This window comes from Microcoleus sp. FACHB-68 (assembly GCF_014695715.1).
Lineage (GTDB): Bacteria > Cyanobacteriota > Cyanobacteriia > Cyanobacteriales > Oscillatoriaceae > FACHB-68.
Genome location: NZ_JACJOT010000016.1, coordinates 180,527 through 194,789, shown reverse-complemented (window position 1 = coordinate 194,789; position 14,263 = coordinate 180,527). Strand labels below are relative to the sequence as shown.

14 protein-coding genes are annotated in these 14,263 nt (G+C 50.0%); 7 read left to right on the top strand and 7 right to left on the bottom strand.

Annotation, left to right across the window (positions count from 1 at the left end; all coding sequences use genetic code 11):
• Positions 1-18 precede the first annotated feature (18 nt).
• The 6 genes from rsgA to H6F73_RS22215 form a co-directional block, all read right to left on the bottom strand.
• Entirely contained in the window at positions 19-1,122 is a 1,104-nt protein-coding gene (gene rsgA, locus H6F73_RS22240; RefSeq protein WP_190760946.1) for a small ribosomal subunit biogenesis GTPase RsgA, read from the bottom strand.
• On the bottom strand, positions 1,119-1,376 hold the full coding sequence (locus tag H6F73_RS22235) for a sulfurtransferase TusA family protein (RefSeq protein WP_190669817.1): 258 nt from the start codon (positions 1,374-1,376) through the stop codon (positions 1,119-1,121). Before H6F73_RS22235 ends, rsgA begins: the two co-directional genes overlap by 4 nt.
• On the bottom strand, positions 1,376-2,497 hold the full coding sequence (gene dnaJ / locus H6F73_RS22230; protein WP_190760945.1) for a molecular chaperone DnaJ: 1,122 nt from the start codon (positions 2,495-2,497) through the stop codon (positions 1,376-1,378). The genes H6F73_RS22235 and dnaJ overlap by 1 nt, the downstream gene beginning before the upstream one ends.
• Before the next feature lie 165 nt (positions 2,498-2,662).
• A complete protein-coding gene (gene dnaK, locus H6F73_RS22225; RefSeq protein WP_347239600.1) occupies positions 2,663-4,561 on the bottom strand; it encodes a molecular chaperone DnaK in 1,899 nt (632 codons plus the stop codon).
• A 92-nt stretch (positions 4,562-4,653) separates the two neighbouring features.
• A complete protein-coding gene (gene grpE, locus H6F73_RS22220) occupies positions 4,654-5,415 on the bottom strand; it encodes a nucleotide exchange factor GrpE (protein WP_199330738.1) in 762 nt (253 codons plus the stop codon).
• 639 nt (positions 5,416-6,054) lie between these two features.
• The gene (locus H6F73_RS22215) at positions 6,055-6,315 is read right to left on the bottom strand and encodes a hypothetical protein (protein ID WP_190760942.1); all 261 of its coding nucleotides are present in this window, start codon (positions 6,313-6,315) and stop codon (positions 6,055-6,057) included.
• A gap of 63 nt (positions 6,316-6,378) precedes the next feature.
• Here H6F73_RS22215 and H6F73_RS22210 point away from each other — a divergent pair, with 63 nt between their 5' ends.
• The 4 genes from H6F73_RS22210 to H6F73_RS22195 all read left to right on the top strand — a co-directional run bounded on the left by H6F73_RS22210 (position 6,379) and on the right by H6F73_RS22195 (position 11,627).
• Positions 6,379-8,391, top strand: coding sequence for a GspE/PulE family protein (locus H6F73_RS22210; protein WP_190760941.1), 2,013 nt, complete (start codon positions 6,379-6,381; stop codon positions 8,389-8,391).
• Between the two features lie 147 nt (positions 8,392-8,538).
• Positions 8,539-9,645 (top strand): type IV pilus twitching motility protein PilT, encoded by a 1,107-nt coding sequence (locus H6F73_RS22205; protein WP_190760940.1) that lies wholly within the window; start codon positions 8,539-8,541, stop codon positions 9,643-9,645.
• Between the two features lie 172 nt (positions 9,646-9,817).
• Entirely contained in the window at positions 9,818-10,963 is a 1,146-nt protein-coding gene (locus tag H6F73_RS22200) for a type II secretion system F family protein (RefSeq protein ID WP_190760939.1), read from the top strand.
• A gap of 70 nt (positions 10,964-11,033) precedes the next feature.
• Positions 11,034-11,627 carry a hypothetical protein gene (locus H6F73_RS22195; protein ID WP_190760938.1) on the top strand — a complete coding sequence of 198 codons (594 nt, stop codon included), beginning with the start codon at positions 11,034-11,036 and terminating at the stop codon, positions 11,625-11,627.
• Between the two features lie 81 nt (positions 11,628-11,708).
• Here H6F73_RS22195 and H6F73_RS22190 read toward each other — a convergent pair whose 3' ends face one another.
• Positions 11,709-12,740, bottom strand: coding sequence for a saccharopine dehydrogenase-like oxidoreductase (locus H6F73_RS22190; protein ID WP_190760937.1), 1,032 nt, complete (start codon positions 12,738-12,740; stop codon positions 11,709-11,711).
• A 398-nt stretch (positions 12,741-13,138) separates the two neighbouring features.
• On the opposite strand from H6F73_RS22190, the gene H6F73_RS22185 reads away from it, so the two are divergent.
• From H6F73_RS22185 to H6F73_RS22175, 3 genes are read left to right on the top strand one after another with little or no spacing between them, the layout of a single operon-like run.
• On the top strand, positions 13,139-13,348 hold the full coding sequence (locus H6F73_RS22185) for a DUF2997 domain-containing protein (RefSeq protein ID WP_190760936.1): 210 nt from the start codon (positions 13,139-13,141) through the stop codon (positions 13,346-13,348).
• A 51-nt stretch (positions 13,349-13,399) separates the two neighbouring features.
• Positions 13,400-13,786 (top strand): DUF1257 domain-containing protein, encoded by a 387-nt coding sequence (locus H6F73_RS22180; RefSeq protein ID WP_190760935.1) that lies wholly within the window; start codon positions 13,400-13,402, stop codon positions 13,784-13,786.
• Complete coding sequence (locus H6F73_RS22175) at positions 13,786-14,244, top strand: ferredoxin (protein WP_190760934.1); 459 nt, start codon at positions 13,786-13,788, stop codon at positions 14,242-14,244. Before H6F73_RS22180 ends, H6F73_RS22175 begins: the two co-directional genes overlap by 1 nt.
• The last annotated feature ends 19 nt before the right edge of the window (positions 14,245-14,263 follow it).

Sequence of the window (14,263 nt, the reverse complement as noted above, 5' to 3'; positions counted from 1 at the left end):
TCTGCGGTTAAAAATTCCTCAAACCTCTTCCATATCTCCATGCAAATCTTCCATATTTTGGTTCTGAAACCGGCGAGAAGACCGACGATATTTCTTACTTTCTAACTTCGGTTCATACTGCTGCTCACCGGCACGCTTACTCTTCATCTTCATATTAGATTCAGCATCCGCCTGCTGCTGCAAACTCTCATGCAGTGTAACCGCCTCTGCCAGAAACTCTAAATAATGCTCGTAACGCTCCCAATTGCCCCGCACCGCACAATTCGGCTCATCTGCGTGTAGGCAATCATTAAACTGACACCTTCCCTCAGCTAACCGCTGCTGCACCTCTGGGAAATACAGGGCTAAATCTTCCGGTTCGCAATCCAAATCGGGTTGATTAAATCCGGGAGTATCTGCTAACAAACCACCCGCCGGCAGCTTAAACAATTCAACGTGTCGCGTCGTATGCCGGCCTCGATTAAGTTTTCCCGAAACTTCTCCCACTCGCAGGTTAATATCGGGAATCAAATAGTTAATTAAACTCGATTTTCCCACCCCAGAAGGGCCAGAAACAATCGTAATCTTCTCATTAAGCTGTGTGTACAATTCATCTAAAGCAATGCCGGCTTCAACGCTGATACACACCGGCTCATATCCCCAGCCGGCTAAGCGTTCTTTCCACTGCTGCAACTGCTCTGGAGAAATTAAATCGCTCTTATTCAAACAAAGACAAATCTTCAAGCCGGTGGTTTCAGCTTTCACTAAAAACCGGCTTAATTGATGGGTATCAAGCGGCGGTTCTTCTAGGGCAAAAACTAGCAAAATTTGATTCGCATTCGCCACCGGAGGCCGATCCAGTTCACTTTCACGGGGTAAAACTTGAGAGATCGCCCCCCGTCCGCCGGCCCAGTCCGGTTCCTCCACCACGACCCGATCTCCCACCATCACCTGCTGGCCAAGTTTCTTCAAGCGGGCGCGGCGGGTGCAGAGGAGATTGGGGGAGGGGGGGATTGTATTCCCGTTTTCTGGTGCCGGCAAATCAAGCTGAACTTGGTAGTAATTTGCCTGAACTGCGACGACGGTGCCGGTGAGCAGAACGTCCGCCCCGTTTGGGCTACTATCTGGTGCCGGTGAACTCATGCAGACGTTACGGGACGGCGCACTTTCACTGCAAAAAAGCCGGTGCGCTCCTCAATTTGCTCAATTTTATAGCCTTCCATCGCTAAGCTGTCGGGAACTTGCTCTATCGGTTCACCGGCATCAAGCCACACTTCTAGCAGTTCACCGGCTGCCATTTTCTCCAAGCGGAGTTTGGTGCGAACAAAATTGAGCGGGCAAGGGGTGCCCCGCAAATCCATCTCAGCATCGGGTTGTGAGCCGGTTGGATGGTTCATCACTTGTTGAACAGCCCTCCCAAGAAGCCCTGGCCCCCTTTACCAACGTTCAGCCCTTTCGTTTTGGCTAAATTCTCCAACACGGTGCGCTCATCGGCACCCAAGCGCGTGGGAATTTCAATCAACACGGTAATCAAATGATCCCCGCGACTGACCGGGTTGCCCAGCCTCGGCACGCCCTTATTTTCTAAGGTTAAGACGGTACTCGGTTGCGTTCCAGGGGGAATCACCAATTCTGCCGGCCCATCAACGGTATTAACCTCTAGCCGGCACCCCAAAATCGCTTGCAAGTAGCTAATCTTAATGTCCGAGAGGATGTTAATGCCTTCACGATGAAATTCGGCATCTTCATTAACAAACAAGTAAACGTACAGATCCCCCGGCGTGCCGTTGCGTTGACCGGCATCTCCTTCGCCGGAAACCCGCAAACGCGTTCCACTGTCAACGCCGGCGGGAACGGTAATTTTCAGCTTCTTCGTTTCTTGTTTTTGACCCTTGCCGGTGCAAGATTCGCATTTATCTTCAATCACCTGGGCCGTGCCGTTACAAGTCGGGCAGACAGAAACTTGCGTGAAGCTGCCAAAGGGAGTGCGAGTGGCACGTCTCACCTGACCGGAACCCGTACAAGTCGGGCAGGTACGGGGGCGAGTTCCTGGCTTCGCGCCGGTGCCGCTGCAAACCTCACAGCTTTCCAGATGGCTGATGCGGATTTCCTTTTCCCCACCAAAGACGGCTTCCCGGAAGTCTAACCGCAGATCCAGGCGCAAATCGTCGCCTCGGACTGGCCCACCCCGCCGACGAGCCTGCTGGCCCGCCCCTGCGCCGGCGAAGCCACTGAAGAAGCTTTCAAAGATATCTGCAAAGCCTTCACTAAAGTCGCTGTAGCCGGCCCCGCCGGCTCCGGAAACTCCCTGCTCACCAAAGCGGTCATAGCGACCCCGCATTTCTGGTTCCGAGAGGACTTCGTAGGCGCGATTGATTTCTTTAAAGCGCTCTTCAGCCCCTTCTTCTTTGTTAACGTCCGGGTGATACTTCCGAGCTAAACGCCGGTAAGCGCGTTTAATTTCCTCTTTGTCCGCATCGCGGGAGACACCAAGAATTTCATAGTAGTCGCCGGCCATAGAGCGCTGTAGGTAGGTATAAAAAACAAAAAGTACGCAAATCTTAGGACTTTGGGTTGGATCGCTTTCCAGCTTGCTAATTAGCCGTCACAGCAACAGTCCCGTCCTACCTGTAGTATAGGAGCAACTGCGATCCAGCGCTGCTATTTAACGATTGTGAGCGGTTTATTTTCCAGGCTTTGGTGCTGCTGCCGCGCTATCGAAATCGCCGGCAGAACTGGCAGATCCTTGATAGACAGCAGTTCCGATAGAGAACAAGGTCTGCTGAAATGCCTCAATTTGCTGCTTCATTTCATCCAAGTCAATGGACTCATCTGCGATGATGGCCCGGAACTCGTCTGCTTTTTGGCTGAGTTCGGCTTTGAGGTCATCATCAAGAATGTTGCCGTGATCTTGGAGCGTCGCTTCATAATTATAGAATAAGCTATCGGCTTGATTTTTCAGTTCAGCCAGCAGCTTGCGTCGCCTGTCTTCTTCGGCATACAGTTCGGCTTCTTGCCGCATCCGCTCCACTTCGCTTTCTGTCAGGCCGCCAGTATTCGTAATTTGAATACTTTGCTCGCGCCCGGTGCCTTTGTCTTGTGCAGAGACTTCGAGAATGCCGTTGGCATCGATATCATAAGACACTTCAATTTGAGGCACACCGCGCGGCGCTGGGGGAATGCCGGTGAGCAAAAACTTGCCCAGGCTTTTGTTATCCTTTGCCATCGCCCGTTCGCCCTGCAGGACGTGAATTTCCACTGAGCGCTGTCCATCAGTTGCCGTCGAGAACATCTGGGACTTACTGGTGGGAATTGTAGTATTGCGATCAATAATTTTGGTGAAAACTTCTCCTAAGGTTTCAATACCCAAAGAGAGGGGGGTTACATCCAGCAGCAGCAAGTCTTGCACTTCCCCGCCCAAGACGCCCCCTTGAATAGCCGCACCAAGGGCAACGGCTTCATCTGGGTTCACTGAGCGATCCGGTGTTTTGCCACCAAAATATTTGCTGATGGCTGTTTGCACTGCCGGTATGCGAGTAGAACCCCCCACCAAAATAATCCGGTCGATGTCGTCCGGTGATAGGGCGCAGTCTTTAAGTGCCTGACTCACCGGCTCGATTGTACTATCTACCAAATGTTTTACCAGCTCTTCAAACTGGGAGCGGCTCAGCTCCATTTCCAGATGTTTTGGGCCGGTTTCATCTGCTGTAATGAACGGCAGGTTTATGGTGGTGGTGGCCATATTGGACAATTCTATCTTGGCCTTTTCCGCTGCTTCCCGGATGCGCTGAAGGGCCATTTTGTCTGCCGAAATGTCCGTGCCTTCTTGGGCTTCAAATTGCTCAACAATCCAGCGAGACAGACAGGTATCAAAGTCATCGCCCCCTAGGTGGTTGTTGCCGGCGGTGGCTTTCACTTCAAACACCCCATCGCCTAGCTGCAAGACGGATACATCAAAGGTGCCACCGCCCAAGTCAAACACTAAGACGGTCTGCTCTTGGTCTTGCTTGTCCAACCCGTAAGATAAAGCGGCTGCTGTCGGTTCATTGATGATCCGCAGCACTTCTAAACCGGCAATCGTGCCGGCGTCTTTAGTAGCTTGCCGTTGGGCGTCTGTAAAGTAGGCCGGCACTGTGATTACTGCTTGATGCACAGGTTCGCCCAGATAAGTTTCCGCATCCTGCTTTAGTTTTTGCAGGATCATTGCCGAAATTTCCTGAGGGGTGTAGTTGCGCTTGCGAATTTGGACATCAACCGTTTCGTCCCTGCCCTTGACGCAATTGTAGGGAACCCGCGACCGTTCTTCTTCCGTGTCTTCCCAGCGCCGGCCAATAAATCGTTTGATGCTGAATACTGTATTTTCAGCATTAGTCACCGCCTGCCGCTTCGCCAGTTGACCGACTAGGCGCTCATCACCCTTGCCAAACCCCACCATACTCGGAGTTGTGCGTCCCCCCTCCGAGTTGGAAATAACGATAGGTTGGCCACCCTCTAAAACAGCGACACAACTGTTGGTTGTGCCTAAGTCAATACCAATGACTTTTCCCATAGAATTTGGACAAAATGTGAGTGTCGGTGAAATCCGTTTTTTGGCAGTATTCCGCAATTTTGCAGAAATCCCATCACCTTGAGGCTAAATCTTTACAAATTTGCAGCCTCTCAGAGTAGCCTCCGTCAGCTTTCTGTCGATTCCTCCGGCCTGGTTTCTTCAGACTGCGCTCCTGGCTCTGGAGCGGCGGCCACCTTGACCATAGCATGACGCAAGACGCGCTCACCTAGGAGATACCCACGCATCAACTCTTCCATCACTGTTCCTTCTGGAAACTGGTCGGTTGACTCGCGCATCACTGCTTCATGGAGATTGGGGTCAAATTCTTGGCCTTCCGGACGCATGGGGGCCACCCCAGTCCGTTTTAAGCAGTCTACCATCTGCTTGTATACGCTTTGGTAGCTTTTGTGTATATTCATTTCCGAGTCGGTTTGCGGCTTAATTTGCGAACGCGCCCGCTCGAAATTATCTACAACCGGCAGCAGTTCCTTGAGTGTGGAACACTTGATTTGAACCTCTAAGTCTTCTTTTTCTTTCTGAGTGCGCTTGCGAAAATTGTCAAAATCTGCTGCAAGCCGTGCGTAAACACTTCTCAATTCTTCCTGCTGGGATTTCAGCGACTCATTTTCTTGCAACAAGCTTTGCAGGAAGGCGGGATCTATACCCCCTGATGCCTCATCTTCTTGGCCTGTCGAATCATCAGCAGGCCCATCCGTTTCTGCATAGGCTTGTGCGTACACTTCCAGGTCTGGCGACCCAGAGGCATCTTCCTGAGAGGAATTTGCACTTCCTTGAGCTGCGGTTGTTTCGCCGGCCATTGACTCTGAACCCTCTACAATGTCATTTGTTGGGCTTTGGGTGTTCTCTAGCTGCTTTTCTTCGTCCATCATTGTCCACTAACCCCACTCAAAAAATTGCCAACTTAGCTACAGACTTTATGCCTATATATAAGCAAAATCTCCTTATTGACTCACTGTAGCCAAAGGTTAAGCTTATCTGGTTCCAGGCATTTTTACGCGATGTGTCCTTCAACATTTTGACATTCTCCTACTGGCAATGGCAAAACCTGACAGAGAGGTTAAGCCATGCCATCGGTGTTCCATGAAGTCAACAGCCGGTTTCAAAAACGCTTTCGGTCAAAACCTTAAGTACAGAAGCCGCTCTTTACCCTACCCAAAGACGGGCGCTCTACTCAAAGGTGTTTAACGCGGTTACACTAAGGTTGAGGTCACTCATTCTCCCTAACCTTCTGTATCAAGACTGGTGACGAGCCGACTCGACGTTAAAATTGCGAGTGAACTTAGACATTGCAGCGTTTGCTGCCTCAATTAACAACTTGCCCGACGAACTGACAGGCAACCCTAGTAATTATGCTGGTGCCAGTGCTGTTTTCACTGCCCTCAATTAACGAGTCGGTGAGCTTCAGGTATCCAGTACAGTCGTGATATCTAAACCAAAAATATATTACAGCCAATCCGCCCAATCGGTTAATAACAGCTATTATTTGGGAACAATAAGTGCATCTTCTATACACCAGCAACGACCCAGCCCATCAGGCTCATGGCCCGCCGGTTCAACTGATCGGCTTCCCAAACAAGAGATGACCTTGACGAGAAGCCTTTCGCCGCACAAAATCGGTAGCCTTGACCCGCATAACCCCAAGGGGAAGCATTAAGCGCCAGGTATTTTCCCGTAAGGGTGCCCCGCTTGCCTCGGACGTTGAAAATGAAAACTTCAACAAAAGTGTTGCGGTCGGCTGACATAGATTCAGACAAAGCGGGTGTCATCTTTATAAATTCTGCTTGCAGACTTTTGCAAATCCAAGGGAAAGGAGTTCTGATTCATCAGCCATGACTAACACTTCATCGCAGCGGCGTGCGCTCATTACTGTCCAGAGTAATTTTTCTCCCTTCGGGAATAAACTGATTCAGGCCGGCTTCGCAGACACAGCACAGTTGCAGCAAGCCATGAAGCAGAGCCGCGAAGAGGGTAAGCCCCTAATCTCGGCACTCGAAGCAATCACCGGCAAGCAACTGCCGCCAGAATTACTGCGCCAGTATAAAAAACTACAGCTATTTGAACTCAAAATTCTCTACGGCGTTGAAGCGTTCGATCCAGAACTTACTCAGATAGCCAGCGAACAAATCGGTTCCCTGATTGAAACCCTGATTTCCAAAGACACCTGCCGTCGCCATCGGTTAATCCCACTACAACAACATGAAACTGAGCCACCCTCAGTCTTGGTGGCAATGGTCGATCCAGACAATTTAAACGCTCTGGACGATCTCAACCGAATTCTGCAACCCCAAAGATTGGGGCTGCAAAAAAGGGTAATTACCGCAGAAGACTACGAGCAGCTCATCTCTCAGTATTTAGATGAGCAGATGAAGCAGCAAGCGGCTCAGCAAGCAAAAGCCCAAGTGCTCGATCTGAACTTCCAACCAGATGCCTTCGAGGGCGATGGAGAGATAGAAGATGCAGCCGTTGACGAGGATATGAACCTCGACGCGGCTTTAGGAGACGCAGAATCCGGGCCGGTGATTGCCATCGTTAATAAAATTTTGGCCAAGGCACTCACCGATGGGGCGTCTGACATCCACGTTGAACCCCAAGAAGAGTATCTTCAGGTTCGGATGCGGAAGGATGGGGTGCTGCATGAGCCGTTTCCGCGCTTACCAAAAAAGGTGATTCCTGCGATTACCTCTCGTTTCAAAATCATCGCCCAAATGGATATCGCCGAAAGACGGGTGGCTCAGGATGGCCGTATCCGCCGGGTGTTTCAGGGACGCACAGTGGACTTTCGGGTGAATTGTTTGCCCAGCCGGTATGGCGAAAAGATCGTGTTGCGGATCTTGGATAACTCGTCCACCCAGCTGGGTTTGGATAAATTAATCAGCGATCCAGAAACGCTTGCTCAAGTTAGAGAAGTGGCTGCTCGGCCTTTCGGGCTGATTTTGGTGACAGGGCCAACCGGCTCTGGTAAATCAACTTCTCTGTACTCAGTCCTCTCAGAACGGAACGATCCGGGGATTAATATCAGTACCGCAGAAGATCCGATTGAATATGCCTTGCCTGGAATCACCCAGGTGCAGGTCATTCGAGCCAAGGGTCTGGACTTTTCTAATATCCTGCGGGCGTTTTTACGGCAAGACCCCGACGTGATTCTGGTGGGGGAAACGCGGGACAAAGAAACGGCTAAAACGGCCATTGAAGCGGCGTTAACCGGCCACTTAGTGCTGACAACGCTGCACACTAACGACGCGGCTGGGGCAATTGCGCGTTTAGACGAAATGGGCGTTGAGCCATTCATGGTGTCCGGTGCCTTGCTAGGTGTGCTGGCCCAACGTTTGATGCGACGGGTTTGCAGCCAGTGCCGGCTTGAATATAAACCGACCCCAGAAGAACTGGGTCGGTATGCTTTATCGGCTTCTCAGGAAGTCAACGTTACCTTCTTTAAAGCCAATACCATCGCGCCGGCAGAACGGAAAGCCGCAAGCGATCGCGGAGAACTGTGCCCCAAATGCGCCGGCGTTGGTTACAAGGGACGGGTGGGTGTTTATGAGTTCCTGAAGACAACTGAACGGCTAGCCGGTTTAATCTCTCAAGGCGCTCCAACTGAGCGAATCAAAGAAGCGGCAATAGAAGAGGGAATGAAGACTTTGCTAGCTTACAGCTTACAGCTCGTGCGCGAGGGCCATACAACCTTTGAAGAGGTGGAGCGGGTAACATTCACGGACACCGGCCTAGAAGCAGAACTGAAAGCCAAACGCAAACAGGGACTCACCTGTAAAACCTGCATTGCTGAATTACAGCCAGAAATGCTGGATTGCCCCTACTGCATGACCCCGCGATTTCAAGACTAAGGATTGAGCGGAACTAGGGATGAGGGGTTAGATTTGCCCTACTGATTCCCTAGTTTCCGACTTTCTCTAAAGAACGAAAAGGTTTAATGTCACTGAACCTTCGCCAAATTTACCAACAACAACTGAACACAATTTGGAGACGCATCTATGGCAGAGTACATGATTGAAGACGTGATGGAGTCCCTTGTAGAACAAGGCGGCTCAGATATGCACATCCAAGCCGGTGCACCCATCTACTTCCGCGTCAGCGGCAAACTAGGCCCCCAACCGCAATTTGGAGAAAGTCTGGATTCTCAGGAATGTCAAAAGCTAATCTTCAGTATGCTCAATAACAATCAACGTAAAGATTTGGAGCAGAACTGGGAATTAGATTGCGCCTATGGGGTCAAGGGTTTGTGCCGGTTCCGGGTTAATGTCTACCGAGAACGCGGTTGCTGGGCCGCTTGTTTGCGGGCACTGTCTTCTAAAATTCCCAACTTTGAGAAGTTGGGGGTGCCAGAAATTATGCGGGAAATGGCTGAAAGGCCCAGAGGAATGGTGCTGGTAACCGGCCAGACAGGTTCCGGGAAGACGACAACCTTAGCTGCAATCTTGGATTTAATCAATCGAACCCGTGCAGAACACGTTCTGACGGTGGAGGACCCGATTGAATATGTCTACCCGAATATCAAGAGTTTATTTCACCAGCGCCAAAAGGGTGAAGATACCAAGAGCTTTGGTAATGCCCTGAAGGCAGCATTGCGGGAAGACCCTGATATTATTCTGGTTGGAGAAATGCGGGACTTAGAAACGATTGGTCTAGCAATTTCCGCTGCAGAAACCGGCCACTTAGTTTTCGGAACCCTACACACGAACTCTGCGGCGGGAACAGTTGACCGGCTGCTGGATGTATTCCCCCCCATTCAACAACCCCAGATTCGGGCACAGATGTCTATTTCCTTGGTGGGGATTTGCAGCCAAAACCTTGTGCCGACAATTGGTGGGGGTCGGGTAGCCGCCCAGGAAATCATGGTCAATACGCCGGCTATTGCTAACTTAATCCGAGAAGGGAAAAGCGCTCAAATTTACTCGGCTATCCAAACCGGCGCTAAAGTCGGGATGCAGACGATGGAAATGTGTTTGGCCAGAATCTTCCAAGAGGGCAAAGTCACTTGGGAAGCTGCGATGGCCAAGTCTTCTAAACCTGATGAACTAGCACGCTTGATTGGGCCGGCACCCAAAGGGGCAGGGACACCCGCTAAAGCAGCTCATTAACTCTGTGCCTCAGTACGGTTGAATGCTGTTAAAGAAGTGGCGATGAGCGGCCAGTTATAAAAGCGGGCCGGCAAATATTTAATTTCTTTGTTTTTGGTCTTTGAATGGATGGAATTTTGCTCATTTCATCCATTCAAATTGACTTCCTAGTGTCTTTTTCAGGAGTTTAATCATGCCTAGTGATGTTGCCGCTGCTCAGGGTTTTAAAAAGAAAGCGACTAAAGCCAAAGGCTTTGACTTTAAGCAATTAGAAGAGAAGCTCAATTTCGCAATGGCCTCTGTCACGGTCAAGGACAAGGCTATTTTTTCGCGTCAATTGGCTGTTTTGATTAATGCCGGTGTGCCATTGGTCAAAGGGATCGGCGTATTGCGCGAGCAATGTGATAATGCCAAGATGAAAAAAGCGCTGTCAGTCATTGATGGAGATGTGCAAGAGGGTGTGGCGCTTGCCGAGGCTATGCGGAAACATGATTACTGCTTTGATAATCTCTTCGTTGCGATGGTACAGGCAGGAGAACTCGGTGGTGTTCTTGATGAAGTGCTGAACCGGGTTGCCAAGCTGCTAGAAGATTCCGCTCGATTGCAGAACCACATCAAATCGGCAAGCGCTTATCCAAAGGCCGTGGGAACGATTGCTATCCTTGTGTTTTTCGGGATGACGACATTTCTGTTGCCCACCTTTGCTAAGATTTTCGTAGAACTTGGGACACCATTGCCGGCCTTGACCGTATTTATGCTGGCGTGCAGCGAATTTTTCCGAACTCCCATAAAATTAGGCTCACTCATCGCTACGATCTTTGCGATCACAACGGCCTACAAGATGTACTACAAAACGCCGTTCGGTAAGCTGCAAATTGACGGCATCATGCTGAAGTTGCCTTTGTTTGGAGATTTGATCAAAAAAACGGCTGTGGCTCGTTTCTGCCGCACGTTCGGGATGCTGACCCGCTCTGGGGTGCCGATGCTGACTTCCCTAGAAATTGTTAAAGAAACGGCAGGGAATCAAGTCATTTCAAATGCAGTGGAAGCCGCAAGGCAAGAAATCCAACAAGGTGGCATGATTAGCCTTGCATTAAAAGAAGCGGATGTGTTTCCTGCGATGGCTATTCACATGATGAGCATTGGGGAAGAAACCGGCGAAATCGACAAAATGTTGATGAAGGTGGCTGACTTCTATGAAGATGAAGTTGAGCAAGCCGTTAAAGGTCTTACCAGTACCCTGGAGCCAATTATGATGGTAGGCATCGCGGCATTGGTGGGTGCAATTCTGCTATCCATGTATTTGCCGATGTTCGCAGTGTTTGACAAATTAGGCTAAAAAGTTTTGGATTTTGGATTTTGAATCACTTCTAAAATCTAAAATTCAAACTGTAAAATCTAAAACAATCATGCGTATTAAATCATCTCATTACGAAGCATTACTGGCAAAGTACAGTGATGCTTATTCTCTAATCACCTTACTCAAGCAATATCGGCCTTATTTGGAAATGGTGCCAAGTATGCGCCGGCCTGAAGACAGTTTGATTGCAATTCCTTTGCCGATTGTCCGTGTTCGAGATGCGGTTTCTCAACCCGGACACAGTGGCATTAGTGTAGCTGCGGGGGAAGCTGTTTGTCTTCCTTGTGATGTGGCGATTTTGATGTGCGATCCCGAATGGAAAGTGAAAACCGGCATCGAGATTTTTATCTTCATTCATCGTCCCGAAGAAGACTTTTCCAGCCTGCTGCGGCGCTGGCGTCAGACACAAGTCTGGCTCGATAAAGGTTACGAGTGGCTGATGCCTCACCGCTACCGCTATATTATCAGCGAAGAGGCGGAAAATATTTACCCCTTGTTTGTTTTATTTGAACAAACACCAGAACGAATTAAACGCGGCTTAAACGGCGCTTCTTTACCCTTTGTCATCCAAACTTTAGATGCCGATGTAGAGGAGGAGGAAGAGGAAGAAGAATCTTTTTCCACCGGCAACTCACAGGCATGAAGGGAAATGGGGCATGGGGCATGGGGCATGGGGCATGGGGTGCATTTCTCCCCTTCTCCCCTAGCCCCATGCCTCTAGTGCCTACCGGACAAATTGGGGCATGACTTCAGCGGCTGTAAATAAACCGTAAATGCCGCGCCGGTGTAACATGATTCCGGCTTTGAGATAGCCAAAGGCCGGCCCACAAACGTTTGCGGCCATACTGGTTTCATCGCCTAGGGTGAAGGTGTGAGTGGAAATTTTCCCTTCAAACGTGCGACCTGTAATTTGAACATTTGTGCTGAGGGGCTTTTTAGCGTTGCGTGTATCGACAACGCCTCCCACCGTGACTTGATCGCGCGAACAAATGCCGGCAAGTTCCAGCATGATGTCGTCAGCGTGTTCCATATTTTCCAGGGTGAGTAAGCCGCCGGTTTCATCGAGCAACGCTTGCACCTGGGCATCCGTCATGGCCATCGCCCGCTCTACATTGTAACCGGGCATATGGGCAATATCCTCGCGGATCGTGGCGCGATAGGCTTCCCAGTTGGCAATGCCGACCCCAAAGGTAATTTTTACGCTGTGTATTTCAGCATAGCTTTGAGCGGCTAAAGCGGCTGCGGCTGTTAGTAAACCGGGCGTTGCCCCACAGCCGGTCATGTAGGTAATACCGGCCTGCTGTAACTCGTCTTGTAACTCCAGCATCTGCTCAACCGCACTGGTACGTTTCATGGCGTCTACCAGCACCCCCCGCCATCCAGATTGAATAAACTGCCGCGCCACAGAAGCCATAAAGGTATTGGGCAAATTCGGCAGTGCTAGAAAGTAGCCCTCAACTGAGGCGTTTTCTATTAAGTCCGCAATACTGTTGTTGCTGAGACGGCCTGCCGGCTCCAGATAGCCCAAAGAACCTTGAGACTGGTAAACCTTGATGCAGGCATCGGGATTTAACCCTTCCGCGTTGCAAGCGTAGCCTTTTTGATCGGCGGCTGCCACGCAGCGCATCTCGTGCTTAGGCGCAAGAACCCTAGCTGCGGCTTGGCCCAATCCGCCAAAACCCAACACCCCCACGCGTACCGCACCAGAGTTGCCGGCACTCGTATTATTTTGATTTGTAAATTGTTGTGTACTCATCTTGGCTCAAATTTAGACAAATTCTATTATCCCCTGCTGTCATCCTTGCGTTAGATCCGCCATGACAACTCATCGCTTAAAGCTCTATCCCTAGGGAGAGTTTGGTGATCCCAATCCTCGCAGGCTCTTGACGGCTGAGGTAAAATTAAGCGAAACTTACCAAAGACTGACGTATACTCACAATCAAATAAAGATTTTTGTTAAGTTTTGACTTGTTGTTAAACGATTCGTCAAAACAAACTTAACGACCAACCAGCCAAGTTATCAAAAGCATCTTCAGACGGCACCCCCTCCTTCTCCCCTGGTAGGAGAGATGTCAGAGGACTCAGAGGGTTTCCACCTCCGTCCGTGGCCGGGTGATTTCGTCTACTCAGGAACTTAGAGGGTCACCCAAACGCATGGAAACGCTAGAGTTTGTGATTTATCCGGATGGCCGAGTGCAGGAAAAAGTAACCGGCATTGTGGGCGCATCTTGCGCGGAGGTCACTGCCGCAATTGAAGCCCAACTCGGACAAGTGCTCTCTACAGAGCAAACCTCTGAATTTTTTGCCCAAACAGTTCACCAGTCGGCGACGGCAACGGCCCAGACGACTTTTAGCGAGTGGTGAAATTTTTCCGTTTAGCTCAGGTTGATTTACTTATTTACTTAGGAAAAAACAATGTCACACTTTAGCCAAATTAAAACCCAAATCCGCAATCTGACCTCCTTGGAAGCCGCTTTAACCGATTTAGGAATTGACTGGAAAGCCGGCCCTAAAGAAGTGCGAGGCTATAAGGGACAAACCTACAACGCTGAAATTGCCATCGAACAAAACAATGGTTACGATGTGGGCTTCAGCTGGAATGGCCAAGAATATGAACTGGTTGCTGATCTACAGTTTTGGCAGCAAGCTTGGTCTGTTGATGGCTTCATCAATAAGGTGTCACAGCGTTACGCGTACCATACCGTAGTAAATGAAACCGCAAAGCAAGGCTTCCAAGTGTCTGAACAGCAAAAAAATGAAGATGGTTCTATCCGCCTAGTGCTGCAACGCTGGAGTGCCTGATGTCAGACTTTTCTCCACCGGCACACACCCAAGAACCTGAAAGGTCGGGGCTGGAACCGGAGTTAGGAGGTGCTTTACGCAATGGCCCGGAACGTTCCGGTTTAGAACCGGAACTTGGCGGTATCTTGCGGCAAAAGGGCGTCTATGTCGATGAAATTACTTGCATCGGCTGTAAGCATTGCGCTCACGTCGCCCGTAACACTTTCTACATTGAACCCGACTATGGACGCTCTCGCGTGGTTCGCCAAGATGGTGATTCCGAAGAGTTAATTCAAGAAGCCATCGACACCTGTCCGGTTGATTGCATTCATTGGACTGATTATACGGAAATCAAAAAACTTGAAGAAGAGCGGAAATATCAAGTTATCCCCGTTGTGGGATTTCCCATTGACCATGCTGTTATTGCGGCTAACCGACGCCGGCAAAAGCTGGATAAACGGCGCAAATCTCGGGAATAGAAGCCGCAATTATACACAC

Excerpts from the sequence above, each read along its gene's own strand:
- rsgA (WP_190760946.1), bottom strand. The coding sequence starts at position 1,122 with ATGAGTTCACCGGCACCAGATAGTAGCCCAAACGGGGCGGACGTTCTG.
- H6F73_RS22235 (WP_190669817.1), bottom strand. The coding sequence starts at position 1,376 with ATGAACCATCCAACCGGCTCACAACCCGATGCTGAGATGGATTTGCGG.
- dnaJ (WP_190760945.1), bottom strand. The coding sequence starts at position 2,497 with ATGGCCGGCGACTACTATGAAATTCTTGGTGTCTCCCGCGATGCGGAC.
- grpE (WP_199330738.1), bottom strand. The coding sequence starts at position 5,415 with ATGGACGAAGAAAAGCAGCTAGAGAACACCCAAAGCCCAACAAATGAC.
- H6F73_RS22215 (WP_190760942.1), bottom strand. The coding sequence starts at position 6,315 with ATGACACCCGCTTTGTCTGAATCTATGTCAGCCGACCGCAACACTTTT.
- H6F73_RS22210 (WP_190760941.1), top strand. The coding sequence starts at position 6,379 with ATGACTAACACTTCATCGCAGCGGCGTGCGCTCATTACTGTCCAGAGT.
- H6F73_RS22205 (WP_190760940.1), top strand. The coding sequence starts at position 8,539 with ATGGCAGAGTACATGATTGAAGACGTGATGGAGTCCCTTGTAGAACAA.
- H6F73_RS22200 (WP_190760939.1), top strand. The coding sequence starts at position 9,818 with ATGCCTAGTGATGTTGCCGCTGCTCAGGGTTTTAAAAAGAAAGCGACT.
- H6F73_RS22195 (WP_190760938.1), top strand. The coding sequence starts at position 11,034 with ATGCGTATTAAATCATCTCATTACGAAGCATTACTGGCAAAGTACAGT.
- H6F73_RS22190 (WP_190760937.1), bottom strand. The coding sequence starts at position 12,740 with ATGAGTACACAACAATTTACAAATCAAAATAATACGAGTGCCGGCAAC.
- H6F73_RS22185 (WP_190760936.1), top strand. The coding sequence starts at position 13,139 with ATGGAAACGCTAGAGTTTGTGATTTATCCGGATGGCCGAGTGCAGGAA.
- H6F73_RS22180 (WP_190760935.1), top strand. The coding sequence starts at position 13,400 with ATGTCACACTTTAGCCAAATTAAAACCCAAATCCGCAATCTGACCTCC.
- H6F73_RS22175 (WP_190760934.1), top strand. The coding sequence starts at position 13,786 with ATGTCAGACTTTTCTCCACCGGCACACACCCAAGAACCTGAAAGGTCG.